Source organism: Marinobacter salicampi (genome assembly GCF_011074795.1).
Classification (GTDB): domain Bacteria; phylum Pseudomonadota; class Gammaproteobacteria; order Pseudomonadales; family Oleiphilaceae; genus Marinobacter; species Marinobacter salicampi.
In genome coordinates, this window is record NZ_JAAMPF010000036.1 from 251,818 (window position 1) to 276,593 (window position 24,776).

Here is a 24,776-nt window from a genome sequence, read left to right on the forward strand (position 1 = left end):
CTCGGCGTTCAAACACGTATACGTATAAAAATAACGACAAGAGTAAAACATCTGATGACGGCACACAGAACCTTACTGCTCTGCACCTGCGATAAAACCCAGTCTCTTAATTCCAAGGCACTGCAGACGGCCGCGGCAGCTGAGCAGGTGATCGTGGTGGATCAGTTGTGCGGCAAACAGATGAAGACGGCCGCAGAGCATTTGGGCGGCAACAATGAATTGCTCATCGCCTGTGGCCAACAGGCCGCCTTGTTCGAGCGCTTGGGCGAGGACGTGCAAGCTGAAATTCAGCAATGCGCGCCGCTGAGTACCATCGACATCCGGGATCGCGCTGGCTGGAGCGCATCGGACGCAAGGCCCGAGCGCCTATACGCCAAGCAAGCGGCTCTGATCGCCGCAGCCCAGCTACCGGCTCCGGCGGCGCCGGTAAAAACCATCCAGTCTAACGGGGTGTGTTGTATTGTCGGTCCAACCGAGCAGGCCATCAGGATGGCTGAGCTGGTTCAGGACGAGCTGGGCGTTACCTGTATTGTGAATGATGCCGGCCCCATACAGTTACCTTCCGCCAATTACGACATCGCCAAAGGTCGGCTGGCCGGCGCCCGTGGCGCGCTGGGCAACTTCGAACTGGACTTTGCCCAATTGCAGACCCTGAATCCCGCTGGCCGTGGCACTCTCGGTTATGGTCAGCTTAAAGACACCGCCCGCAGTGAATGCGACGTGTTTATCGACCTGCGGGGTGTTGCGCCAGCGTTTCCCAGTCACCAGAAACGCAACGGCTACTTCTGGGCTGATCCGGCCAAAACCGGTGAGTTAGAGCGTATTGCTCTGACGGCCAGGGAGCGGGTCGGTGAGTTTGAGAAAACCGTGTATTTCAACCTGGAAGCCTCCCTGTGCGCGCACTCGCGGGCTAACCAGAGCGGTTGTACCCGCTGTCTGGACGTCTGTCCTACCGAGGCGATTTTTTCCGCCGGAGACCACATTCAGATCAATTCGGATATCTGCGCCGGCTGCGGATCCTGTGCGGCGGTTTGCCCGACGTCCGCAGTGACCATGAACGAAACCCCATTCGAGGCCCTGACGCAGGCGATGGTGGTTATGGCCAGGGTCTATCGCGAGCAGACCAGCGAATCCCCGCGCCTGGTTATTCACTCCCTCGGCGCAGGTGCTGACGCCATGGCCTTCCTGGCACGATACTACGATGGCCTGGCGGACGATCTTATACCGCTGGGGCTGGAACACATCGACCGTATCGGCCACGCAGAGATCATGGCCGCGTTTGGCGCCGGCTACGCTGAAGTCCTGATTCTGGCCGACAACAACACCGATCGGCAGGCCGTTGCCTCTGAAGTTGAGCTGGCGCAGGCCATGCTTGTCGGCACCCGGCATTCCCCCAGCCGGGTCCGGGTGATCGCAGCCGATGAACTCAGTGCGGCTGGGGACAATGCCGGGCGAGTGAGCGAACCGGTCCTACTGGTAGGTGGCCGCCGTGATATCACGCGGGTCACCCTCAGCGCGATGTCGGACAGTATCGAGGCGCCGATCCCCCTGCCTGCGGGCGCTCCCTATGGCGCGATTGAGATCAATGCAGACAAATGCACGCTCTGCCTGGCCTGTGTATCGCTATGTCCCACCGGTGCCCTTGGCGACCATCCGGACCGGCCAGAGGTTCAGTTCACGGAAAACGCCTGTGTTCAGTGCGGCGTTTGCGAGAGTACCTGCCCTGAGACCGCCATCACGCTCAAGCCCCAGCTGGATTTGTCGAAAGACGCCCTGAGTCCCCGGGCATTGCATGGCGAAGACCCGTTCGAGTGCATCAAGTGCGGTACTCCCTTTGGCGTCGCCAGCACCATCAACCGAATTGTCGAAAAACTGGAAAACCGCCACTGGATGTATACCAAGTCTGACAATGTTCAGCTCATCAAGATGTGCGACAACTGTCGGGTCAACGCCCAGTTCCATGGCGATAAAGCGCCGATGGCGGCAGGCGAGCGTCCTCGGGTTCGCACCAGTGACGATTACCTGGACAGCTAAGGTGTCTGCGGGCAGCCCCGGAACCCCTCTGGCTTACAGATAAATCACGATCCAGGCGGAACTTTGCAGGGATGCCAGCGGCCTTCAGGAAGTAGCAACGCGGAGTCTGCAGCCTTCAGTGCGCGCAGAGGCGAATCAGGAATCATTCAGCGGCTCCCCAAACCAAGCAGGACAGACTATGGTTCAATTTACTGAGGTTGGAAAATCCAATCTGATCGGTACCGACGCGCCCCGGCCACAGGACAAGAACCCAAAGGGGATCGATCGCATCATCGCCATCGCCTCGGGAAAAGGCGGCGTAGGCAAGTCGACCGTGGCGTCCAATCTTGCTGTCGCCCTGGCCTCGAAAGGCCTGAAAGTGGGCCTGTTGGATGCCGACGTCTACGGACCCAGCCAGCCGCGCATGCTGGGTGTTTCAGGACGCCCATCCAGCCCTGACGGGCATACCATCCTGCCCCTTCGCAACCATGGTGTGACCCTGATGTCACTGGGTCTGATGACTCCGGATGACGAAGCCATCGTCTGGCGAGGGCCCATGCTGATGGGGGCCCTGGAGCAGATGATGAACCAGGTGGACTGGGGCCGGCTGGACGTGCTGCTGGTGGATCTTCCCCCGGGCACCGGTGACGTGCAGATGACTCTGAGCCAGAAATTCTTTGTGGCGGGCGCCGTTGTGGTTTCGACCCCTCAGGACATTGCCCTGATGGACGCCCGCAAAGGCATCGACATGTTCAACCGGATGGATGTACCGCTGTTTGGCATCATAGAGAACATGGCATCCTTTGTTTGTGACGGTTGCGGTAAAGAGCACCATCCCTTTGGATCCGGTGGTGCCCGGGCTGAGGCAGAAAAGCTCGGAGCGCCTTTTCTGGGTGAAATCCCGCTGGATCTGGATATTCGCATCGGTTCGGACGGCGGTGTTCCGATTGTGGTGTCAAAACCGGATAGCCCCCAGTCTCGGTCTTTCCAGCGTATCGCCGATGAGCTGATCGCCTCTGACGTCTACGCACAGGCCATTCAATGATCGAGTCACCTCACTTCCCGCCGCTAATGTCAGGGCGAGCCGTGCCCAAGCACATGGACCCTTTTGACAAGGCGGTTAGCCAGGCCATTGCAGGGGTGGACTCCGGTACGATTTTTTACTCTGAAACGGGAGACATCCTGCGCGCGGCCCTGGTGCTGGCGCCGGAAACGCCTCTTGAAGAAGCCATTCAGGCGGTCTACGTTGCCCAGATAGGCCTGGCGGAGAGTCTCGGAGCACTGGCCCCACCCGAAGTGCCCGTGCATTTCCAATGGCCCGATCGCATCAAGGTCAATGGCGCGGTCTGCGGTGGCGTTCGCTATGCAGCGGATGTGTCAGATCCCGCGGCGTACCCGAGCTGGCTGGTGATTGGTATCAACGTACCTTTTATACCGGTGAGCGACGAGCCGGGTAAAAACCCCAATGAAACCTGCCTGCTGGAAGAGGGTTGCAGCGAGATCGAGCCCATGGCGCTACTGGAAAGCTGGTCCAAGCACACGCTTCTGTGGCTGACCTACTTCATGGACAGCGGGTTCGAGCGGGTACACAATGAATGGCGGCCACGCTGCGACACCCTTGGCAAGATGATCGACCAGCCCAGGTCCGGCGTCTTTGTCGGGCTGGACGAAAAAGGCCGGATGCTGTTGCGTAAGGATGGCATGACCGAAACAGTGAGTCTGATTGAATTCGCGGAGCACACATGAAACTGGCCCGAACCCTGCGACTGGATATATCTGATGAGAACGTGTACGAAAGGCCGGCCCCCAGTGGGGAATGGGCCATTTCGGGCGGGTTCGAATTCTCCAACTGGACCGAAGCGGACCTGAAGGGCAAGGCGCGTCAGGCCTTTACCAATGGCTGGTACAGCATTGAATCCGGGGGCCGTGCCAGTTTCGCTGGCGTGTGCAACATCACCGAAACCGAGCTGGAGCAGCTGCGGCAGACGCTGGCGCGAACCTTTGTCGAGGTTTATGGCGCGCCGGATATCGATGCTGCCTATCCGGTCGCCTGTGAAGAAATTGACCAGATGCGCCGGATGTGTGAGGACTTCGAGGAAAACACCCTGCTGATGGTCAGCCGTACGCTGACCGAGCTGGGTGTTGAGGAAACCTACCGCTCCCGGGCGCCTCAGGACGCCTCATTGGAAGCCTTTGCCGTACACGGCGGCTATGAATGAGTAATCTCTAAAGGCGTCAGAGCCCGAAGCTGCCGTAGGGGATAAACCGCACGGGCGTCCCTGGCTCTATCTGCTGGGCGCTCTCGTCCAGCTCCACCATACCCTCGGACCAGGCCAGACCGGTGACCCGGCCCGAGCCTTCAGAGCCGAACACCTCAGCCTGCCCATCGCGGACCCGCGCGCGCAACATCTCGCTACGCCCGGGTTTCTTATTCTTGGAAAAGTTGGCCGGCAGGACATAGCCCTGGGGTTCGAACCATTCACCCCCTGCCAGTAGTGCCATCGCCGGAGCGCCAAAACGCAGTGCGCAGACCCAGGCGGCAACCGGATTTCCCGGTAAACCAACCACGGGCGTACCCTGGAACATGGCGAGAGCGAGGGGGCGGCCCGGCTTGATCGCAATGCGCCAGTTGCTGATGTCACCATGGGCTTTCAGGGTTTTCGACACATGATCCTCGTCCCCTGCGGAAACGCCACCACTGGTCAGTATCAGGTCGCACTGCTCAGCCCCACGCCCCAACGCCGCCTGCACATCCTCGGCCCGGTCGAGTACATGCCCCAGGTCAACCAACTCGTAGCCAAGTTGCGTGACCATCGCACTCAGCATCGGGCGGTTGGCGTCGTAAATCTGCCAGTCGGTGACCGCTGAACCAACAGGCTTAACTTCATCGCCCGTGGACAGGACGCCGACCCGGAGCCGCTGATAGACATCGACCGATTCGACGCCAACACTGGCGAGCACGGAAATCTGGGTAGGCGTCAGGCGGGTTGCTGCCGTGAGGATCCGGTCCTGGGCCTGGATGTCCTCACCGGCTTTACGGGCGTTGGCGCCCACTTTCAGCGTGCCGTTGAGATGTAGCTGCCCGCCTTTAACCTCACAATCCTCTTCCAGGACCACCGTATCGGTGCCGGACGGTATGACCGCACCGGTCAGAATCCGTATAGCGTAGCCTTTGGGGACCTCACCGGTGTAGGGCCCCCCGGCGGCACTGCGGCCATCAACCAGGGGCAGGGCGCAGGGCACCTCGGTTATGGGTCCGGCAAGAGCATAACCATCGACCGCCGAGTTGTTGCTGGGGGGGTGGGCGCGAGGTGCAAGTACGTCGCTTGCCAGTATCCGGCCATTCACCTTTGACAGCGGTACGGCGCGATCCACGCCCACCACCGGATGCAGGCGTGAACGTAAGCGCTCAAGGGCCTCGTCCACCGGCGTCCAGTTCACGCCGGGGGGCAGGGCAAAACAGTCGTTACGAAGCTCGTTCATGGCTCTCCCGTCACTCGTTTTCGTGGGCTGATGGCTTTCCTGCGTCCAGAATAAAGTCCGCTATCCCGGGTATATCGTTCAAATCAAAACCGGGGCCCGCGAAATCCGGAGCATAGTCCGCCGCCACAGCAAGGATGCTGGCATCGTTCGGGTACAGAGGCTTTTTCGGGCACGCCCGCCTGTGCACTTCTATCTTGGGGTGTGAGTGTGACTTGAAGCCCTCTACCACAACCCAGTCGCATGGGCCCAGGCGGGCCAGCAATTCGTCGAGTGTTGGCTCTTTGGCACCGCGCAGCTCGTGCATAATGGCAAATCGCTGTCCGCCCGCCAGTATGACTTCCCGGGCGCCGGCCTCACGGTGACGGTAGCTATCGGTGCCGGGCTGGTCCACATCCACCGCATGATGGGCATGTTTGATGGAGTTGACCGTTAAACCTCTGCTGGACAACTCACGGATCAGGGCGCTGGCCAGGGTGGTTTTGCCGCAGTTTTTCCAGCCAACAATACCGATGACGTTCACTTCAGGTGCTGCTCCGCCCAGGCCAGGTCTTCCGGTGTGTTGATGTTGAAAAAGTCATCCTCGCCGAACACCACCAGGGTCTCGCCCTGAGCCTGTGTCCACTGGCGAATCTTGCGCACTCCGTCGTTCAGGGAGGCTCGCAGCTCATGCCGCAACGATACCTGCCATCGGCCAAAGGTGGGTTGGGGCAGTCTCCCGCGTTCCGGGTCGGGCGTGGCGGCCAGTATTACCGGGGTATCACCTTGGGCCAACCGGACGGCCAGATCCCGAGGGAAACAGGGGGTATCCGCAGCGACGCTGATCAGCCATTCATGCCCCTGTTCGGCGGCCCAGTCCATACCGGCGAGCACCCCGGCCAACGGGCCCGGAAATTCTCCAATCGAGTCGGCTACCAGGGGCAAGCCCAGGTCCTCAAACCGGCTCAAATCTCCGTTGGCGTTGAGCACCACGGCGTCGACCTGCGGCGTTATCCGCTCGATGACACGCTCGATCAGTGACTGGTCGCCCAGCATCAGTCGCCCTTTATCACCACCGCCCATGCGGTTGGCCTGGCCGCCGGCCAGAATCACAGCGCACTCAGTCATGCCCGGCCCCTTTCCGACGCATTTTCTTCTCTTCATCCGGAATTTTTGAAAGGTCCTGGTCGAACACCAGGCGGTGTTGGCCACTGAGGCAGGTGAATTTCTTCCCTCGCATCCGTCCGATCAGTGTCAGCCCGACCTGCTGGGCAATATCGACTCCCCAGGCGGTAAAGCCTGACCGGCTGATCAGGGTCGGAATGCCCATCAGGGCCGTTTTGATGACCATTTCGGAGGTCAGGCGGCCCGTGGTGTAGAGGACTTTGTCCGCAGCCGGAATGTCGTTCAAGTGCATCCAGCCGGCGATCTTGTCGACCGCGTTGTGGCGCCCTACATCCTCCACGTAGGCCAGAACTTGCAATCCCTGGCATAGAGCGCTGCCATGAATGGCACCGGTCTCCATATACAGGCTGGGGGTGTGGTTAATCTGATATGAGAGGTCGTAAAAAGTGCTGGTGTGCACCGGTGTATCCGGCAGTCTCAAGCCGTCCAGCCCAGCCATCATGTCGCCAAATACGGTCCCCACGGCGCAGCCCGAGGTGCGGGTTTTCTTTTCCAGCTTGTCTTCTACATTCGTGATGCCCGCGGTGCGCACGACAGCGACTTCCAGTTCCTCGTCATAATCGATTCCGGTGACCTGGTCGGTCGCACTCAGCATGCCCTGATTCAGGAGAAAACCAAGCGCCAGATAGGTGGGATGATCGCCGATGGTCATTGCCGTGACGATCTCCTGGCTGTTCAAGTAGATGGTCAGAGGGCGCTCTTCGATCACGCTGATCGACTTCGACTGGCCGTGCTCATCTACGCCTTCAACGGTTCGGGATAGTCGCGGGTCGGTCGGATTGGGTAGCAGGGTAGTCATCATCATTTCAACTCGATTGAACTGTTTAGCCTGACATTGGCGTTCGGGAAAAATAGCTGTTTACCTTCCACCTGATAAGCGGCAATTGCGGCTTGTCCGGTTTCGGACAACAACCACTGTGCGAACTTCTCCGCTGCCTCGTGATTCACGTTGGGGCACCTCTTCTCACTGACAGGAATCACCCCGTACTGGTTGAACAGCGGCGGAGCTCCCTCAAATAAAATGGTGCTGTCCTGTTTGTTGGCAAACGCGATCCAGGTGGCTCTGTCGGTCAATACATAGGCTCCGAGGCTGACGCCGGTATTGAGGGTTGCGCCCATGCCACTGCCTGTTTCGAGGTACCATTGACCGGATCCGGCGTCAGGATCGATAGCGGCCGCCTGCCACAGTAAGCGCTCTTTCTTGTGGGTTCCCGAATCATCTCCGCGTGAGGCGAACTTGACGCCGGCCTGCATGATGCGCTGCAGAACTTCATTGACGTTGAGGGCGCCCGCCACCTTTGCCGGATCGTCTTTGGGTCCAATGATGACCAGGTCGTTGTACATCAGATCGCGTCGATATTTGCCGTAGCCGCCCGCAATGAATGTTTCCTCGTCAGGCCTGGCGTGAACCAGGAGCACATCGCCATCGCAGCGCATGGCATTATTGATGGCCTGTCCCGTGCCCACAGCGACTATATTGACCTGAACTCCGGTATCCTTTTTCAGCATCGGTAACAGATAGTCGTACAGGCCACTATTCTGGGTCGAGGTGGTGGACTGAACGATGATGGTGTCTGCCAGTGTGGGAGTACTGAAAGCTAAAGCCACGAAAAGGATAAAGTGCTTCATAGCCGTCCTCTACAACAGGATCTCACCGGCTAAATATGCTTTAGCCACGGGGGTTTTGGGTGCGGCAAAAAAGTCGTTCGCCGGACTTTGCTCGACGACCTGCCCATCCGACATAAATACGACATCATCAGCCAAACGTCGAGCCTGACCTTGGTCGTGACTGACGAGAATGACTTTGGTTCCCTGGGCGATCTGCGTTTTGACCAGAGCTTCGATCATCTGGACCGAAGCAGGGTCCAAGCTAGCCGTTGCCTCATCCAATAGCAATAAAGCAGGCTTGATCAACAGGGCGCGTGCCAGAGCCAGTCGCTGTTGCTCTCCACCTGACAGCATCCGGGCCGGTTGGTGTGCCCGCTCCGCCAGCTGGACGGACTCCAGCGCTTTAATCAGTTGCTGTGGCTCGGATCTAGCAACACCGGGGGCTGCAAAGGCCAGATTCTGGAGCGCTGTCCGGCGCAGCAGCACCGGATGCTGGAAGACCATGGCCTGCTGATCGCGACTTTCAGCGACGCTCAGGTGGCCCAGCGTAATCTGCCCCTGATCCGGTTCGATCAGTCCGTGCAAACAGCGAAGCAGCAAGGTCTTGCCTGCACCGTTCGGGCCCATGATCACGGTGATGCCGGGTTCCTCAGTCACCAGATTTACTCCGTCCAGTACGGCTCGACCGCCCTTGATAAGCCGCAGATTGCTGATACGGATGGGCAGGATGGGACTAGGCATATTGGCGCTTCACAGCGTATTCACGGACGCCTATAACCAGCGAATTGACTAGCAGCGACAGCGCCAGTAACACCGTCCCCAGCGCCAGAGCCAGAGTCAGGTTGCCTTTTGAGGTTTCCAGCGCGATGGCGGTGGTCATGACACGTGTCAGGTGATCAATATTACCGCCGACGATAATGACGGCGCCAACCTCGGCAATGGCCCGACCGAAGCCCGCCAGAATGCAGGTGGTCAGCGCATAGCGGGCATCGACCAGGTAGGCCACCACCGCACGGCGTCCGGTGACACCCATTGATTGGAAGGTATCGCTGTACTCCTGATGAAGATGCTCGATTACCTGATTCGACAGAGCCGCGATAATCGGGGTAATCAGCACCACCTGAGCGATGATCATGGCAGTGGGTGTGTAGAGCAGGCCCATCCAGCCGAGCGGACCGGACCGTGACAGCAGCAGATACACCATCAGTCCCACGACCACCGGGGGCATACCCATCAGGGCGTTCATCAAAAGAATACAGAATTTCCGTCCCGGAAATCGGGTGATTGCCAGCCAGGTCCCCAGCGGTAAACCGATAATGGCCGCAATGATCAGGGCCACCAGGCTGACGCGAATGGACAACCGGAGAATCTCAAATAAGTCTGCATCCAACGTAATAATAAGTCGAAAGGCTTCGGCCAAAGCGTTCATTTATTGTTGTAATCCTGCAGTGGTGCGTCGGAGATTGAACGCCCTTTGGGTCAGATTCGCAAGGGTTGCGGGCGGAGTCAACCCGGGCACGAACCAAATCGGAGCGCTTCGGCGACTCTGAGGGTGGAGCTGAGCAAGGACTTCTCCCGGCCTTTGTCCCTTCAGGCAAGAAGGTAAGAGCGAAAGGCCTGGCAGCAATATCGGGGGCCGCCTCTTTTCAGCGCTCTGCGGAATCAGCACTTAGAACTGAACGGGCCAGAGCTGGATAGCTCTGGCCCGTACCTCCACAGCAGCCGGTTTGACTGCTACTTCTTCATAATTTCCTGCATTTTCATTTTGTTTTCGAGTTGAGTCGTTAAGGCTTCTTTGCGTAAGTCAGCAACTTCGTCGTAGGCCTGGCCGATTGCATCGATGTCGGGTTCATCAGCGCTCATCAACTCCTGCAGGCGCTGGCGAGGTTCCTGCATCTTTTGCATGAGCGTAAACTGCCGTTTTGCCTGCTCCCCATGAAGCTCAGCGAGCTGCTCTTGCTGTTCATCAGTGAGGTCAGCGCCCTTCATGCCCATCATCGGGCCCATCCCGTGACCCATACCGTGACCCATGCCCCCCATCATCGGGCAAGCGCCCATCATTGAGCCCATGCCCCCCATCATTCCGGAGCTCATGCCCTCCATCTTCATATCGCCGTGCTTGCCTTGCGTCATCATGCCGGAATGGTGACCATCCTTGTCTTTCTGCTCCTTCATTTGATCCTGAGCTGTGACCGATGCGCCACCAAAGGTAAGCGATGCAACTATGACAAACTTGAGAATTCCGTTCCTGACCATGGTCGGTCTCCTTTTTCTAGAAAGTGAGTAATCCCTGGGCCCAGCCGGTAACCGTCGCCAACTATCCATACCGTTATATCTACGTGTAACGATTGCCGTCGCTGCGCGGGCCATTGACTAACACTACGAGGTCTCACGGATTATCTGCAAGGGAATATTCAAACATCAATCTGTTATAGGACGCGCGGCTTGAGGCGGGACGTCAGACTATCCGGGACTGTGCGGAGGGTCCGGACACCACCCGGGCATCAGATCGGCCACCAGTTTCTTCAGACGCTGGTTCTTCCTCCTCCAACTGCTTGAGAGGTTTCAGTTCTGATGGACCCAAGCCTCCATATTTCTTGCGCCATGTGTTCTCGCATCACTGCTAGCCCTTGTGCTGCAAGCGATTCACAGTTTCGGCTACGGTGGTATCAGCAGGATGGAGGTTACTCCGTCGTTTGCTGACAAAACTGCAGCAACTAAACATAGTTTGTCGTCCTCCACGGGTACGCAATGATAAAACCGTACCCCTTAATCGAAGTTTCGCAGCTGTCTTGCTGGTCTTCTCCACAGGGCGATCACGTAGTGCTTCTGCACATCCTTCATTCAAATGCTAAGCTCTTGAATAGTAACCTACCGTTTGCACGGTTCAGTTTTCGGCCCACTGCTAGAACGCCGAGATATGCGACATAATTGGTAGCCAGCTATGACATCTTTTCAACGCATTTCCAGGCGTTCCAAACTCGTAATGGGGGATCTACTGCTAGGTCATCACCCTGGCTCAACCGAGGGTAAGTTTTCTCCCCCTTCTCTTATCCGGCCAGATTCCAGTCCAGGCTCCCTCGTTATGCTGTCCTCGCTTGGGTTGATCCTTTCTCTGGGATTGGCTGTGTGCTTCCTCGTGTACTCAACCGGGGGAATTAAATACGTCTACAGCCACACCATGTATCTGGTTATTCTATCGGGAGGGTTTTTCTTCGGGGTAAGTGGGGGAGTCTGCATAGGTTTATTCGCCGGCTTGTTATTGGGGCCTCTCATGCCCATCGACGTCGCAACTGGTGAAATGCAGTCGACAGACAACTGGCTCTACAGAACAGGTGCATTTGTGCTGGTTGGCGCCCTCTCCGGTTATTTCAGAAGCGTATCGTTGAGTTACATAAACAGGATTACCTGGGTCCGAAGCCATGACGCTTCCACGTCACTGCCCAACAGGGTAGCGCTAGCCGAACAGATTGAGCATATGGCTAAGCATCGTGACTGTGGAGGCATCAAGGTTCTGCTAATTGTCTATATCAATAATCTGGACGAGGTTGAGCAAGCCTATGGCCCAGCCTCATCTGAAGGTCTGTTAAGAACGCTAGCTGTAACGATGCTGTCGCACTATCCGGAGGCCTCTCCCCACAGAATCGATAACAACCAGCTCGCATTCTTTCTCTGCATGAAACACCAGGTAGAAGTGGAGAGTCTCCTGAGTGAGGCGAGACGGAGAGTTCAGATGCCAACCAGTCATAACGGCTTTTCTGTTTACCTGGATGTCTCTATTGGCTACACCTTTCTGGAATGGGGCGCCGGGTCACCGGCGCAACAGCTTAGCAGGACATTGTCACTAGCAAGATTGTCTTCCAGGGGCAGTTCAAGGGAGAAGGTCTTCTTTTTCGCGGATTCGCGGGATCGTGAGAATGCGACCAAAGAAAACCTGGAAATGTTGACGTCGTTCAAGCAGGCAATAGAAAACGATGAATTAAGGCTGTACTTCCAACCCAAAGTTGAACTTGGAACGGGTCGTATATCCGGAGCTGAGGCTTTGGTCCGCTGGTTACATCCAAAGAAGGGCTTCATTCTTCCGTATCTGTTTATTCCCCTAGTGGAGAACAGCACCCTCATCAATGACTTGACGACCTGGGTTCTGCAGGAAGCGGCAAGGCAGCAGAGAGCCTGGGCCGAGCAAGGCGTCCACATTTCCATAGCGATCAATGTCTCGTCAACGAACCTTGTTCAGGCCGGGTTTGCGGAGGCGGCAAAAAAGGTGATGAAGGAGGCAGGGGTCGACCCACGGTATATCGAATTTGAGATAACTGAAAGCGCGATAATGGATAACTTCCAGGAAGCTCGAAATACACTTGTAGAGTTAGTGAATTTCGGTTTCACCATCGCTATTGACGACTTTGGTACGGGCCATTCTTCTCTAAAGTATCTGGCTCAGCTCCCTGCCCAGGTGGTCAAAATTGATCGGTCTTTTGTGCAGGACTTGAGCCAGGTGAGCGAGGGCTGGCACATCGTGAAGGCAATTATTGAGTTAGGCCAAAGTCTGGGTAAAACGATCGTCGCTGAGGGTATTGAAGACCAGGGAATGCTATGTCGCTTGACTGATTACGGCTGTGACTATGGACAGGGCTATTTTATCGCCAAGCCTTTGCCGGCAGATGAATTTTACCGTTGGTACCAGACCTGCGATGGCCAGTGGCTGCCTCAAGATAAGGCGTTTGACAGGAGCCGAAAAATTACTTAACGCAGATAGCGTGGTCTAGACGCATAAATTTTATCATCGTAGAGGCTTACACCTTAAGCTCTATCAGCGACAGGTTGGTAGTAACCTTTTCCACAAGCGCATCTATTAACTGACCCTGGGGCACTAATTATAAAATTCGTAGCTATCCTCTCCCCGACGTTTAACCCGATACATAGCCACATCCGCACACTCAACGAGCGCATCGGCGGTCTCACCTGCATCCGGAAAGAGGGCAATACCGATGCTGATGCCTAGAGAAATTGAGACCTCAGGGCTTCCAATAACAAATGGCTCCTTGAGGGTCTGTATCAGTTTATCGCCGATCGCTTTGGCGCTCTCGGCGGTCGCGGTTGCTGGTAATAACAGCGTGAATTCGTCGCCGCCAAAACGCGAGAGAGTGTCGCCTTCACGAAGACAGGCCTTCAAGCGAAACGTCACGCTCTGTAGAAGCTGGTCACCGACCCGGTGGCCATACCTGTCGTTAACGGTCTTGAAACGGTTCAAGTCCAGAAACATGACAGCAAGCTTTTGGTTGCTCCGTCTGGCGTGAGCGATGCTGAGGATCAGCCGGTCTTTGAACAAAGTCCGGTTGGGCAGCCCAGTCAGCGCGTCGTGGGAGGCTCGATAACTGACCTCTACCTCCGCCCTTTTACGTTCGGTGATATCCCGTGCAATACCCACAAACTCAACCTCACCGGGCATCGGTATAAGCTCGATAGGACCCGATATCGGCTCCACGGTGAACGGATGGACGGCGACCTCGTAATCGCGGTTGGCTCTTTCACTACCGCGGGTTTTCAGACGCAACTCCTGTATGAACGGTGCCGGAGGGGAGCTGTCGTGCCAATGATTTACCGAAGCCTTGAGTGCGTCGCGCTCATCCATCAGGTAGCGAAAGTCTTGCCCGATTAAATCCTCCCGCCTATAGCCAAGGAGCTCTTCGATCCTATAAGTCAGGAAAAGGAAGCGCCCATGCCGATCCAGCATGAAAGCAAGGTCCGGCAACGTCTCCATTGCACGTCGATAAAAATCCTCAGACGACGTCAGGTAAAGCTGCTCTGCAGCTCGGGCTCGCGCATATCCATGATGCTGCAACGCCTGACGAATGGTTGTAATCAGATGGTCCACGTCATACGGTTTTCTGATGTAGTCAAAAGCGCCCTGGCGCAGTGCCTGCCGGACTGTTTTAAAAGCAGACTTTCCACTAATGACCACTACCGGCACTTCAGGATTTGCGTCACGGAGCCAGGACAGCACCTGCAGGCCACTCATCCCAGGCATAACTATATCCAGCACCACAAGATCGTAATATCTGGCCTGAGTCTTGTAACAAGCCTCCAGACCATCCTGCACCGTATCTACCTGGAAGCCCTTATCTTCCAATAGAGGTGAAAGGCTAGCCAGCATTCCAGGATCATCATCCACGATCAGCAAGTGAGCTTGGTGACCGTGTGTACTCTTTCTATTGTCTAGACCGAATGCTTCCGTCATAGAGTCCAAGCTCCAAACGTCATCTTGCGTAAGAGAAGTATTGTTTCGGATCTAATTACAGAACTTCTCCAGATGTAGACGTTCATGCTAACTGGACATCTGTATTTGAGGCGACTTTCAGCGTCATTCCCCGGCGAAATTCGTTAACCCTATGAGACAGCGACAATTGTAGCCTTTGGCAGACACTGTGCAATTTGGAAGTTCGTTCGCGCAAGCTTAATCACGCTTGGAGCGTCTCACTTAACGCCGCTGCTGAGGCACTCGCGGCAGGAGAGCTGCATCAAGCCACAGTTGATACTCTGGCGCAACTTGTCATTGTCGGCGGCGGTTCTCTGCTGTCGAAGGTCTGCTTCGACAGCGTGGGGAAGCACCCAACCTCCGCAAGCCTTACCTGAAGTGAGTGAGTTTTTCCGAATACCAAAGCCTTCAGCTCGCAGAACGACCTCATTTGGCAAACGCACGGACATTGCTTCACCTCATCCCGCCCAGGAAGGCCGTAAGTCTCAACTAAGCCAGCAGCTTAAAACAACAATGAGCCTATACAAATCGGCAGCGTTGCGGAAGAATCTCTGATTACTATGGTAGAGCTTGAGCCTGAGTAAGAGACTGAAAAATAGGGCTTTTTAATTAATAGACGGTAATTGGCGAAGTGTCGAGGTCGTTGCTACGTTGGAACTGTCGGGTACAAGGAAGCGTAGCCTGGAAGAAGTTTAGGTTCTGTCCAAGGAAGGGGGCGGCTCGGCACTAAACGTCATTTTGACGAACGAGAAAAGGAGAGCTCATATGGCTAATGACCGGACTGACAATCGCGGATTTGCCTCAATGGACAAGGACAAGCAGGAAGAGATAGCTCGAAAAGGCGGAAAAGCAGCTCATGATAGTGGCAACGCCCACGAGTTTGATTCCGAGGAAGCGCGGAAGGCCGGTAAAGCCGCTCACGAGAGTGGAAATGCGCACGAGTTCGACTCCAAAGAGGCTAGCAAAGCAGGGAAGGCTGCTCATGAGAGTGGCAATGCCCACGAGTTCAACTCAGAAGAGGCTCGCAAAGCCGGTAAGGCTGCCCATGAAAGCGGCAACGCCCACGAGTTTGACTCGGAAGAGGCCCGTAAGGCTGGCAAGAAAGGCGGACAGAATAGCCACAGTGGTGGCCGTTAACGCCTGACCGTCAGGCTGACCTACACCCATCCGGGTCAGTCAGAGATGCGATGCGGAGCTCAATTCCAATCGGCTTCGCGTCGTATTTTATATCACGTCTTTGATCCCTTACCGTTACGGGACTTTTGGTTCAGACGCTCCAATAACTCATGGATGAAGTTATGGATAGGCACCAGCAAGACCCTTTGACACCCGCGCATGATCTACCGATAACAGCACCCCGTTCACGTCACCTCGTCTTGCCCGCTCTGTTTCTACTGCTTTGTTTTGGCCTGCTTCAGGGCTGCCGCTACCCGCAGGATGTTGAGGGCACGCTCGACACGGTCCGTGGGGGCGTGCTCGACGTCGGTGTAACAGAAAATCCGCCCTGGGTTATCCGATCTGGTGATAATGCGCAAGGGCTTGAGCCTGAGATCGTTCGTAGCCTTGCGGACCAGCTCAATGCCGACGTGCGATGGCATTGGGGGTCAGAGAGCCAGCTTTTGCGGGCACTGAAGCGATTCCAGCTCGACCTTGTGATTGGGGGTATTGCCAAGAACAAATGGATCAGTATGGCCGCGGCTCCCACCAAACCCTATGTAAAGGTCAGGTCTACCGTGGGTTTTCCCGAGGGGCAGGCTGTGCCTGAATCGCTTGACGGTATGACCGTCGGGGTGAGCGCCGTCAACCACCTGGCGAAAGCGCTTTCGGATCAGGGCGCTGTCCCTGAGATACGTGATGAGCCTCAGCAACCGAACGGCGCTTTCGCGGGGCCTGGTTGGTGGCTAAGGGCTCATGGCTATGAGCCCGGTCCCTTCAAGCTGACGACAGATAAGCATGTGATGCTCTTACCCAAGGGTGAAAACGCCTGGATGATGGCGGTCGAAGAGCATCTGAACAGCCTCTCCGGCCTTGAGCGGCGTCTGCAACAACTGGAGGCGGAGCTATGAAAGTAAGAGCACCGTACGCCCTTCCTTCAGAGAAGGAGTCGGACCTGGGCTACCTCATCCGCCTGGAGTGGTGGAACCTGGGGTTCCGACTCTCCATTGTGTTCGTGCTATTCCTTGTGCTCGGAGGCAGCCAGGCCATGAAGGCCGCCTGGTTTGAAGACATCCTCTCCCTGCTGCCACCGATCGCTTTCCTTATTGCAATGAAGGTCCGAAAGCGCGCTCCTGATAGCGAGTTTCCCTACGGCTATCAGCGTGTAACCGTTATCGCCTTCCTGTGCTCGGCTGTCGCTCTGGCACTGCTCGGGGGCTACCTGCTGGTTGACTCCGGGATAAAGCTCATCAAAGCGGAGCATCCGACTATAGGTTCGATTGAGCTTTTCGGGTACACCTTCTGGATGGGCTGGCTGATGGTGGCCGCGCTGACCTACAGCATTATTCCGCCCGTTATTATTGGCCATTTGCAGCAGCCAGCCGCCAAGAAGGTCCATGAAAAAACCGTCTTCGTTGATGCCAAGATGAGCAAGGCCGACTGGATGACAGGCGCGGCAGGTATTGTCGGCATATTGGGTGTGGGGCTGGGTTTCTGGTGGGCGGACGCCGCTGCAGGCGCGGTCATCGGGCTCGATGTTGCCAAAGATGGGGTGCGTAATGTGAGAGAAGCGGTAGGTGATCTACTGGATCGACGCCCGCGTTTCACGTCCAAAAGTGAACCCGAGCAACTGGAAGATAACCTGGAAGAAAAACTGCGCGCTATGGCCTGGGTGTCAGAGGCTGCTGTACGGCTTCGGGAAGAAGGCCATGTCTTCAGTGGCGAAGCGTTTGTCGTGCCGAAGGGTGAGGAAGACCTGCCGAGACTGTTACGGCAGACCATGGATTCCCTTACCGAATCGGATTGGCGGATTTATGAGGTAGTTGTCGTCATCGTACCGGAGATTTCACGTGGTGCTGCCGAGACAGAACGGTAACAGCACTCTGTGATCAGAGCCTGGGGGGCAGGATGCCTATTTTCAGTCCCGATGAGTGGTCATTGCTGCAGAGTATTGGTGTGTTTGCTGCCTGCGCCATCACAATCGCAGTGGTGGGAACACGCCTGACGCGGGTGGTGGACCAGCTCGCTGACAAGACCGGGCTGGGCGAGGCCATAGCCGGCGCCGTTCTTTTAGGCGCCGCCACATCCCTTTCAGGGATCGTTCTCTCGGTCACCGCCGCCTGGAAAGGGAACCCCGAGCTGGCCATCAGCAATGCCCTTGGGGGAATTGCCGTGCAGACGCTGTTCCTGGCGGTAGCGGATCTTTTTTACAGAAGAGCCAACCTTGAACACGCCGCCGCCTCCGCACCAAACCTGCTGCAGAATGCCCTGCTTATTTCTCTGCTCGCACTCATCCTTCTGGCGCCGTCCCTCCCCGAGTTCACTGTCTGGGGTGTTAGCCCGGTCACGCCTGTGCTCTTCGGGCTCTATATCTACGGGATCTTCCTGGTAAAGGGTGCGCGGCAAACACCGATGTGGACACCCTCTATCACAGACGAGACCCGCAGCGATGTTCCAGAGGACGACGGTGACACTCCTGCCCTGCCGAGGCTTGTGATTGAGTTTGTAGTACTGATGGCCGTTATGGGGCTGGCCGGCTGGACCCTGGAGCCTGCTGCGACCAACATTGCCGCTCAGACCGGCCTGGGGCAAACCGCGGTCGGCGTATTGTTGACTGCTACCAGCACCTCCCTGCCCGAACTGGTGACATCGGTCGCGGCCGTTCGACGGGGCGCTCTGACCCTGGCCGTTGGCGGCATTATCGGTGGTAATGCATTTGATACGCTTTTTACGGCCGCGTCTGACATCGCCTATCGCGAGGGCTCTATCTACCACGCGGTATCCGAGGCGACCATTATATGGATCACCCTGTCATTGTTAATGACCAGCACCCTGATGATGGGACTGATCCGGCGCCAGGAGCAGGGAGTCGCCCGGATCGGCACGGAAAGTGCCGCAGTTATTGTGCTGTATGGGCTTGGTGTTGCGCTGGTGCTGGTCCGTACGTGAAATTCAGTTTATTACACAGTCGCAGCCAAAGCAGACATAAGCCCCACGCCTGCAGGCTCCCGACGAACCGAGCTAGGCCGTGTCGAAGACGAGACCGTGGAAACTGACGACGACTTCGGGTTCAGGGTACAGGACTGGATGGCGCAGCCATCAAACAGAAACGGTCACACTATCGAAATGCGCTTTTTCCCGCCGCCGGGCATTTGCTCAGCCCCAATTTCATGCCACGTCTTCAACTGCGTGAGATGAACGGAACACGTCCGCCCCAGAGAGAGTTTTTTGACGACTCCGCCAACTTTGTCGGAGCCGTAAATCCGGCGTCCTCTTCGAGCTGGCTGGATGGGTGGACAGACTTTCCTGAATCCTAGGAGCAACGCCCTAAGAACGTTGGAGAGCGCATTCTTGACCTGCTCCGCTCTAGCTTTGCCGTTTTCAGGTTAGTAATGTTCGTAACAGCAGAGAAACAATGGGCAAAAGATGGATTCTCTGTCGAACAAGCACGAGGCCGTGCGGGGGGGCAGGAGCAAGGGACCCCGATGGCACAACGCACGGCCTGTCTTCTCGTCGGGTTATCCCGCGCTTCGTTTGACTGTCGCTCCTGTTGCTCGGGGACAGCGCGGTGAGTTTCTTTCGGAACTGGGCCGCTTCACTTCCCCGACTGAGTGGTGTTACCGCCTAAACCGCATAGCGAGTCTGCAAGAGGTCTGAAAACGCAACCAACAGCGAACGGTCTGAAGGCTTCATCCGGAGAAAATTGGTGTTCAGGGAGGTCTGGATCTCGTCTGAGTGTCGGTTCTCGGCGAGCTGGAAGAGCTCGGTGAGCGATACATCAAGGCTGTCCGCCAGCCGATACAGGAGATCCATGCTGGGGTTGGAGGTATTCCGCTCTATGCGGGACAGGTTGCCCTCATATGAGTTTGCCAGTCTTGCCAGCTCAACGAGGGTGAGCCTTTTCGCTTTACGGAAGCATTTGAGCGCTTCGCCTAATGTCATCTAAAAACCACTCTCTTGGTAGAAGCGCAGTATCGTCCGAAAAGACCTCGGGATATCTGCGTTAAATATGCACATAGCATACCTATTATAGGTATGCTATTCGAGCATTAATTGAGCAGCTATTGTGCTTAATTTGACAAAAGCCCAGGGTCAAGGGCTTATGGGCCTTCCTGCCTCAGAAGCTGTTCGAAGGCGTCCTGGGGTAGCGGTGTGGAAAATAGATAGCCTTGGGCGTAGTCGCAGCCGGCACATTCAAGGAAGTGCAATTGCTCTTCCTTTTCGACGCCTTCAGCAACCACTTCAATGTTCAGGGCGTGGGCCATCGTTATGATCGCCTCCAGTATACGGTCCGCTTCGCTATCTGATCCGACATTCTTGACCAGTTCTTTGTCCACCTTGATGCTATTCACCCCGAACACATGAAGAGCAACGAGGGAGAAAGGCTCGATACCGAAATCGCCGATCGCCAAGCGCAGTCGCAAACCTTCCAGTTTAAAACTCTTGACCGGGTTGAAGCCTGACGCACGGACGCTGGCCAGGGAGCCAGGGGAAAGTTCCATGGTAATCTGTCCCTTGCCAAGGTTGCTCTCCGTCAGTCGCGTTCGCCATTGTTCCACAAGGGTCCGGGTGAAAAAGGAGGACGGTGATTCGTTGATGTTTATCGGAAAGGGATCTTTGTTATCGCTGCCCCACCGAATCGAGCAGGTTACTGCCTGCTCCAGTACGTAATTGTTGATACTGTCCGCCATGCCGCTCTGCTCGGCGATGTGAAGAAACGCGGCAGGCCCCAACAGGCCCCTGTCAGGGTGATTCCATCGGAGCAGGGCTTCTGCCCTGCAAATGGCTCCGGTACGGATGTCGATTATAGGCTGGTAGTACACCTCCAGCTGATTCGCATAGAAGGCATCATTCAGCTCCCTGTTCAGCCGCATATGCTCTGATTCGCTGCGGGTCATCGAAGGTTGGTAGTGCTGGAACTGATGGCCTCCGCGCTGCTTGGCGGCGTACATGGCCTGGTCGGCGTTGTGCAGCAGCTGCTCTACACCAAAGCCATCTTCCGGAAACATCGTCAGGCCTATGCTGCCCGAGATATGGACGCGGTGGGAGTCAATATCAAAAGCCTGTTCAAGACTGGCGAGCAGTCCTTTGGCAGCTCTCAGCGCATCTTTCTTGCAGGTGTCTTTCAGGATCACGGTGAATTCGTCTCCACCGAGACGGGCCACCGTATCCATTGCCCGAACGTTGGCACTTATCCGCTCGCCCACCTGCGCCAATAGGCGGTCGCCGGTTTTGTGACCGAGACGATCATTGGCTTGCTTGAAGAGGTCCAGGTCGATGAACAGCAGCGCAAGAGTGCTTCCTTTCCGCTCGGCCTCCAGCAGACTTTGTTCAAGGCGGTCGAGGAATAGCCGGCGGTTGGGAATACCAGTGAGCGCATCCAGATTGGCGCTTCTCCAAATCTGCTGCTCGACCAGTTTACGCTCAGTGATGTCTCGGGAGATCTTGGCGATGGCTTCAATCTGATGGCGGTCGTCATAAACCGGAGCGATCTGGCACTCAAAGTAACGTTTACGGCCGGACGGTAACCGGCAATATAGCTCACGGCATTGACGGTTGCCAGTCGTGACGGCGGCGGAAATTATCTCGGAGAGCTCGGTAGCAAAGCCGAGGCCCAACTCACGCGGGGTCTTATCTTTGATGTCCTGTGCAGGCGTGCCGACCAGATCAGCCATGGCATTGTTAAGAAATAGCAGTCTGCCATCAGGTGCAAATATGGCCGAGGGATCGGGTGATACCTCCTGCATGGCTTCCAGCAGGCGCGTTTCACGCTCCTTACGGTCCGAGTAGCTCTGCACAGAGATGGTGATCAACTGATCGATGGCTTCGTTAAAGCGCACGAGCTCATCAATGTCTCTTGTGGTCAATCCCCGCTGTTCTGAGCCCCAGAGCCCGGTTACTGCTGCCCGTAGAGCGCGTAATTCCTGTACCACCTGCTGCAAAGAGACTCCCATTTCCATACGGCCAACGCCATGCTTTCCTGCGGCGGTGGTGTGGGCCTCCGCCTTACCGATGGCCTTACGCGCCGTTTCGTGGGTGGTCTGGGGTTTGAGAATGTCTTGTGCGACAAACTCCAGCATCTCCCGAGCATGGTCCCTGAGGGCGTTGGAGTCTTCACCTTTCAGCTCAGGAGCAATTTGCAGTGCGGCGTCTTCCCAGTTCTCAAGTAATTTCTCCATCTCCGTCTGGATAAATCGGGAAAGATTCATAGCCTATGAACTCCTCCTTGGTTGGCCAGGGGCCCGCCTGGCCCTTTCAGGATGGCCTAAAAAGATTACTGGGCTTGTACCTTGGAAGGCAATGGAAACCGATATTTAAATAACTCATTAAATCGTGAGCCATAGAGCCAGGTGATGGGGCCACAGAAAACCAGTTTGAAAGGAACGGCTACCGACTATAGAAGCTTCAGGTTGGGTATTGTCCAGAGAAGCTTTCGTTTGTAGATGTTCTGTAAACTGTCAGATTGTCGTGAGTCTGACTCCTACAAATCTGAGTAAATGTTTTAGATACGGATTCCACAAGAAAACGGCGAACATGCACAAAGCCTCTTTTAGAAGCCTAGACCTTCAGCACTCTGATCGCGGTATCTTCTGTAATTTGGGTATGTGTTATTCCACTTCATTTACATTGTGCTATTTCGAACACCACTGACGAGAAACTCCATGAATCCAATTATCCAGCTTTTAATGTCCCACCGGTCCATTCGCAAGTTCACTGATCAGAAAATCCCAAGTAGCCAGCTTCATGAGCTGGTCCGTGCCGGCCAGTGTGCAGCTACGTCGAGCCACGTTCAGGCCTATTCAGTGATTCACGTGATCAACCCGGAGAGCCGTCGGCAGATCTCTGAACTGGCCGGTGGTCAGAATTACATTGTGGAGTGCTCAGACTTTCTTGTGTTCTGCGCTGACATGAAGCGTCCGACAGAGGCGGCCGAGCGGGCTGGAGCCGAGGTGATCCGGGGTATGACAGAGCAGCTGCTGGTCGCCAGTATCGACACTGCCTTGATGGCCCAGAACGTGGCTATTGCAGCTGAATCCGTGGGCTTGGGGCTGTGTTATATAGGCGGAATTCGCAACAATCCAGCCGCGATCAGTGAAATTCTCAAGCTGCCCGAGCACGTTTACCCAGTTTTCGGAATGTGTCTGGGTTATCCGAACCAAAATCCGGAGGTGAAACCCCGTCTCCCACTGGAAGCGATTCTCAGGGAAGATATTTATGATGATGGCCGGGACCAGGAGCTGGTGTCCAAGTTCGACCGTACCATGGGCGATTATTACCAGCAGCGCACAGCCGGCAATAAAGACACCACCTGGTCCGAACAGCTCAAGCCTTTGTTCACAACCAAACTGCGGCCGCACATGCGCGAGTTCCTGAGCAAGTGCGGTTTCAAGATGAAGTAATCGTAGGATGAGGTTCCGGTCAGTTCAGTATTGTCGTGCAAAGACAAGAGATGGGGAGTTGCCGTAATGATCGAGCCAAGCTGGATGACCTTTAGTGAGAGCGCACTCCAGCAATCTTCTTTATTGACAGACAAGGACATGCAAGTAGTCGGCAAGACCGTTCCTCCGCAGCTGAAGAGTGCCGTCGGTATTTTCGGGCCATCCAGCACCTAGCCGGTATGGGCGACTCCAAGGTGTTTTTTGTAGCCACTAAGGATGAAGAAGCGCCTATCTTCCAGGTCGCGGGCTACGGTCTGATAGCGGATTTGTTCGAAGCCATTGCCCAGTTAGCAGAGTCGTTGAAGTAATTGCGTAATTTTCTAATTTGCGCTGTTTGTTGTGCCCCTTTACCCCCATTTATATGGGGGCTTTTTTTCAAGAGCCCTACACTCCGCGGCCACGCAATGGACCGCCTGCCGGGCAGGGCAGGTGGCCCTGGTAATCACCTGTCGAAATGGATGACGCTGCGGATACTCTTGCCTTCATGCATCAGCTCGAAAGCGTGATTGATGTCATCCAGCCCCATGGTGTGGGTGATGAAGTCGTTAAGCTTGAACTCGCCCTGCAGATAGCGCTCGACAAGACCGGGCAACTCAGACCGGCCCTTTACGCCACCAAAGGCGGAGCCTTTCCAGACCCGCCCGGTGACGAGCTGGAAGGGGCGTGTAGAGATCTCCTGGCCAGCGCCAGCAACGCCAATCACGACTGACTCACCCCAGCCCTTGTGGCAGCATTCCAGTGCTGAACGCATAACGTCGACATTTCCGATGCATTCGAAGGAATAGTCCACGCCGCCTTCAGTAAGCTCGACAATCACTTCCTGAATGGGTTTGTTGTAGTCCTTCGGATTGATGCAATCGGTCGCGCCCAACTGGCGGGCCAGGTCAAACTTGCTCTCGTTGATGTCGATACCGATGATGCGGCTGGCCTTGGCCATGGTAGCACCGATAATGGCAGAGAGGCCGATGCCTCCGAGCCCGAAGATCGCTAGAGTAGCGCCTTCTTCCACTTTGGCAGTGTTCATAACCGCACCCATACCTGTGGTCACACCACAGCCCAGCAGGCAGACTTCTTCCAGCGGTGCTTCCTTGTTGACCTTGGCCAGGGAAATCTCCGGCAGTACGGTGTACTCGGAGAAAGTGGAGCAGCCCATGTAGTGATAAATGGGCTGGCCGTCCTTATAGAAGCGGCTGGTGCCGTCTGGCATCAACCCCTTGCCCTGGGTTTCGCGTATTTTTCCGCAGAGGTTGGTTTTTCCTGACAGGCAGAATTTGCACTCGCCACACTCTGGCGTGTATAGGGGAATAACGTGGTCGCCGATCTCAAGGCTGGTGACGCCTTCACCGACGGCTTCCACAACACCGCCGCCTTCGTGGCCAAGAATCGTTGGGAAATTGCCCTCGGGATCTTCACCGGAGAGGGTGAACATGTCGGTGTGGCAGACGCCGGTCGCGATTATGCGCACTCGTACTTCCCCAGCTTGCGGGGGCATAACGTCCACCTCTTCAATGGACAGTGGTTTGCCCGGGCCCCAGGCAATCGCCGCTTTCGATTTGATCATCTCAGCCATGACTTTCTCCGTTGGTGATACAGGGGAGGACCGGATGCCGCCCTAACTGTCGCGCCATTATATTTATAATCGAATGGATGATAATGGTGGT

At 56.1% G+C, this 24,776-nt stretch carries 22 protein-coding genes and 2 pseudogenes; 11 read left to right on the top strand and 13 right to left on the bottom strand.

Annotated elements, in window-relative coordinates:
- Positions 1-54: 54 nt before the first annotated feature.
- The 4 genes from G7W63_RS19020 to G7W63_RS19035 all read left to right on the top strand — a co-directional run bounded on the left by G7W63_RS19020 (position 55) and on the right by G7W63_RS19035 (position 4,232).
- Positions 55-2,034 (top strand): 4Fe-4S binding protein, encoded by a 1,980-nt coding sequence (locus G7W63_RS19020; RefSeq protein WP_166262086.1) that lies wholly within the window; start codon positions 55-57, stop codon positions 2,032-2,034.
- A 178-nt stretch (positions 2,035-2,212) separates the two neighbouring features.
- Complete coding sequence (locus G7W63_RS19025) at positions 2,213-3,058, top strand: Mrp/NBP35 family ATP-binding protein (RefSeq protein ID WP_166262088.1); 846 nt, start codon at positions 2,213-2,215, stop codon at positions 3,056-3,058.
- Positions 3,055-3,759 carry a biotin/lipoate--protein ligase family protein gene (locus tag G7W63_RS19030; protein ID WP_166262090.1) on the top strand — a complete coding sequence of 235 codons (705 nt, stop codon included), beginning with the start codon at positions 3,055-3,057 and terminating at the stop codon, positions 3,757-3,759. Before G7W63_RS19025 ends, G7W63_RS19030 begins: the two co-directional genes overlap by 4 nt.
- Positions 3,756-4,232, top strand: a complete 477-nt coding sequence (locus G7W63_RS19035; RefSeq protein WP_166262092.1) for a DUF6505 family protein — start codon at positions 3,756-3,758, stop codon at positions 4,230-4,232. The genes G7W63_RS19030 and G7W63_RS19035 overlap by 4 nt, the downstream gene beginning before the upstream one ends.
- 16 nt (positions 4,233-4,248) lie before the next feature.
- On the opposite strand, the gene G7W63_RS19040 is transcribed toward G7W63_RS19035, so the two are convergent.
- From G7W63_RS19040 to G7W63_RS19080, 9 genes and pseudogenes are all read right to left on the bottom strand, one after another.
- The gene (locus G7W63_RS19040; protein WP_166262094.1) at positions 4,249-5,496 is read right to left on the bottom strand and encodes a molybdopterin-binding protein; all 1,248 of its coding nucleotides are present in this window, start codon (positions 5,494-5,496) and stop codon (positions 4,249-4,251) included.
- Between the two features lie 10 nt (positions 5,497-5,506).
- On the bottom strand, positions 5,507-6,016 hold the full coding sequence (gene mobB, locus G7W63_RS19045) for a molybdopterin-guanine dinucleotide biosynthesis protein B (RefSeq protein WP_166262096.1): 510 nt from the start codon (positions 6,014-6,016) through the stop codon (positions 5,507-5,509).
- The gene (gene mobA, locus G7W63_RS19050; RefSeq protein ID WP_166262098.1) at positions 6,013-6,600 is read right to left on the bottom strand and encodes a molybdenum cofactor guanylyltransferase MobA; all 588 of its coding nucleotides are present in this window, start codon (positions 6,598-6,600) and stop codon (positions 6,013-6,015) included. The genes mobB and mobA overlap by 4 nt, the downstream gene beginning before the upstream one ends.
- Positions 6,593-7,462: a formate dehydrogenase accessory sulfurtransferase FdhD gene (locus G7W63_RS19055; RefSeq protein ID WP_166262100.1), complete on the bottom strand. Its 870-nt coding sequence runs from the start codon at positions 7,460-7,462 to the stop codon at positions 6,593-6,595. The genes mobA and G7W63_RS19055 overlap by 8 nt, the downstream gene beginning before the upstream one ends.
- On the bottom strand, positions 7,459-8,286 hold the full coding sequence (locus G7W63_RS19060; RefSeq protein WP_166262102.1) for an ABC transporter substrate-binding protein: 828 nt from the start codon (positions 8,284-8,286) through the stop codon (positions 7,459-7,461). The genes G7W63_RS19055 and G7W63_RS19060 overlap by 4 nt, the downstream gene beginning before the upstream one ends.
- A 9-nt stretch (positions 8,287-8,295) precedes the next feature.
- On the bottom strand, positions 8,296-9,006 hold the full coding sequence (locus G7W63_RS19065) for an ATP-binding cassette domain-containing protein (protein ID WP_166262104.1): 711 nt from the start codon (positions 9,004-9,006) through the stop codon (positions 8,296-8,298).
- Complete coding sequence (locus G7W63_RS19070; protein ID WP_166262106.1) at positions 8,999-9,694, bottom strand: ABC transporter permease; 696 nt, start codon at positions 9,692-9,694, stop codon at positions 8,999-9,001. The genes G7W63_RS19065 and G7W63_RS19070 overlap by 8 nt, the downstream gene beginning before the upstream one ends.
- 305 nt (positions 9,695-9,999) lie before the next feature.
- Positions 10,000-10,521 carry a Spy/CpxP family protein refolding chaperone gene (locus tag G7W63_RS19075; protein ID WP_166262108.1) on the bottom strand — a complete coding sequence of 174 codons (522 nt, stop codon included), beginning with the start codon at positions 10,519-10,521 and terminating at the stop codon, positions 10,000-10,002.
- Positions 10,522-10,767: 246 nt separating this feature from the next.
- Positions 10,768-10,873 (bottom strand): annotated as a pseudogene (locus tag G7W63_RS19080) (transposase); the annotation flags it as partial.
- Positions 10,874-11,539: 666 nt separating this feature from the next.
- Between G7W63_RS19080 and G7W63_RS19085 the strand changes: the two are divergent.
- Positions 11,540-13,012, top strand: a complete 1,473-nt coding sequence (locus G7W63_RS19085) for a putative bifunctional diguanylate cyclase/phosphodiesterase (RefSeq protein WP_166262110.1) — start codon at positions 11,540-11,542, stop codon at positions 13,010-13,012.
- A gap of 123 nt (positions 13,013-13,135) precedes the next feature.
- Here the strand turns inward: G7W63_RS19085 and G7W63_RS19090 are convergent, their stop codons facing one another.
- Complete coding sequence (locus G7W63_RS19090) at positions 13,136-14,503, bottom strand: GGDEF domain-containing response regulator (RefSeq protein ID WP_166262121.1); 1,368 nt, start codon at positions 14,501-14,503, stop codon at positions 13,136-13,138.
- A 783-nt stretch (positions 14,504-15,286) separates the two neighbouring features.
- Here G7W63_RS19090 and G7W63_RS19095 point away from each other — a divergent pair.
- From G7W63_RS19095 to G7W63_RS19110, 4 genes are all read left to right on the top strand, one after another.
- Positions 15,287-15,658, top strand: a complete 372-nt coding sequence (locus G7W63_RS19095; RefSeq protein WP_166262123.1) for a KGG domain-containing protein — start codon at positions 15,287-15,289, stop codon at positions 15,656-15,658.
- 239 nt (positions 15,659-15,897) lie between these two features.
- The gene (locus G7W63_RS19100; RefSeq protein WP_166262125.1) at positions 15,898-16,587 is read left to right on the top strand and encodes a substrate-binding periplasmic protein; all 690 of its coding nucleotides are present in this window, start codon (positions 15,898-15,900) and stop codon (positions 16,585-16,587) included.
- Positions 16,584-17,552, top strand: a complete 969-nt coding sequence (locus tag G7W63_RS19105; protein ID WP_166262127.1) for a cation efflux transmembrane domain-containing protein — start codon at positions 16,584-16,586, stop codon at positions 17,550-17,552. The genes G7W63_RS19100 and G7W63_RS19105 overlap by 4 nt, the downstream gene beginning before the upstream one ends.
- Before the next feature lie 32 nt (positions 17,553-17,584).
- Positions 17,585-18,625 (top strand): sodium:calcium antiporter, encoded by a 1,041-nt coding sequence (locus G7W63_RS19110; protein WP_166262129.1) that lies wholly within the window; start codon positions 17,585-17,587, stop codon positions 18,623-18,625.
- Positions 18,626-19,300: 675 nt separating this feature from the next.
- Here the strand turns inward: G7W63_RS19110 and G7W63_RS19115 are convergent.
- Both G7W63_RS19115 and G7W63_RS19120 read right to left on the bottom strand, forming a co-directional pair.
- A complete protein-coding gene (locus tag G7W63_RS19115) occupies positions 19,301-19,618 on the bottom strand; it encodes a helix-turn-helix domain-containing protein (protein WP_166262132.1) in 318 nt (105 codons plus the stop codon).
- Positions 19,619-19,776: 158 nt separating this feature from the next.
- The gene (locus tag G7W63_RS19120; protein ID WP_166262134.1) at positions 19,777-21,885 is read right to left on the bottom strand and encodes a putative bifunctional diguanylate cyclase/phosphodiesterase; all 2,109 of its coding nucleotides are present in this window, start codon (positions 21,883-21,885) and stop codon (positions 19,777-19,779) included.
- A gap of 453 nt (positions 21,886-22,338) precedes the next feature.
- On the opposite strand from G7W63_RS19120, the gene nfsA reads away from it, so the two are divergent.
- A complete protein-coding gene (gene nfsA / locus G7W63_RS19125) occupies positions 22,339-23,076 on the top strand; it encodes an oxygen-insensitive NADPH nitroreductase (protein ID WP_166262136.1) in 738 nt (245 codons plus the stop codon).
- A 135-nt stretch (positions 23,077-23,211) separates the two neighbouring features.
- A pseudogene (locus tag G7W63_RS19130) lies at positions 23,212-23,423 on the top strand (electron transfer flavoprotein subunit alpha/FixB family protein); the annotation flags it as partial.
- Between the two features lie 134 nt (positions 23,424-23,557).
- Here G7W63_RS19130 and G7W63_RS19135 read toward each other — a convergent pair.
- Complete coding sequence (locus tag G7W63_RS19135) at positions 23,558-24,676, bottom strand: S-(hydroxymethyl)glutathione dehydrogenase/class III alcohol dehydrogenase (RefSeq protein WP_242634504.1); 1,119 nt, start codon at positions 24,674-24,676, stop codon at positions 23,558-23,560.
- Positions 24,677-24,776 lie beyond the last annotated feature (100 nt).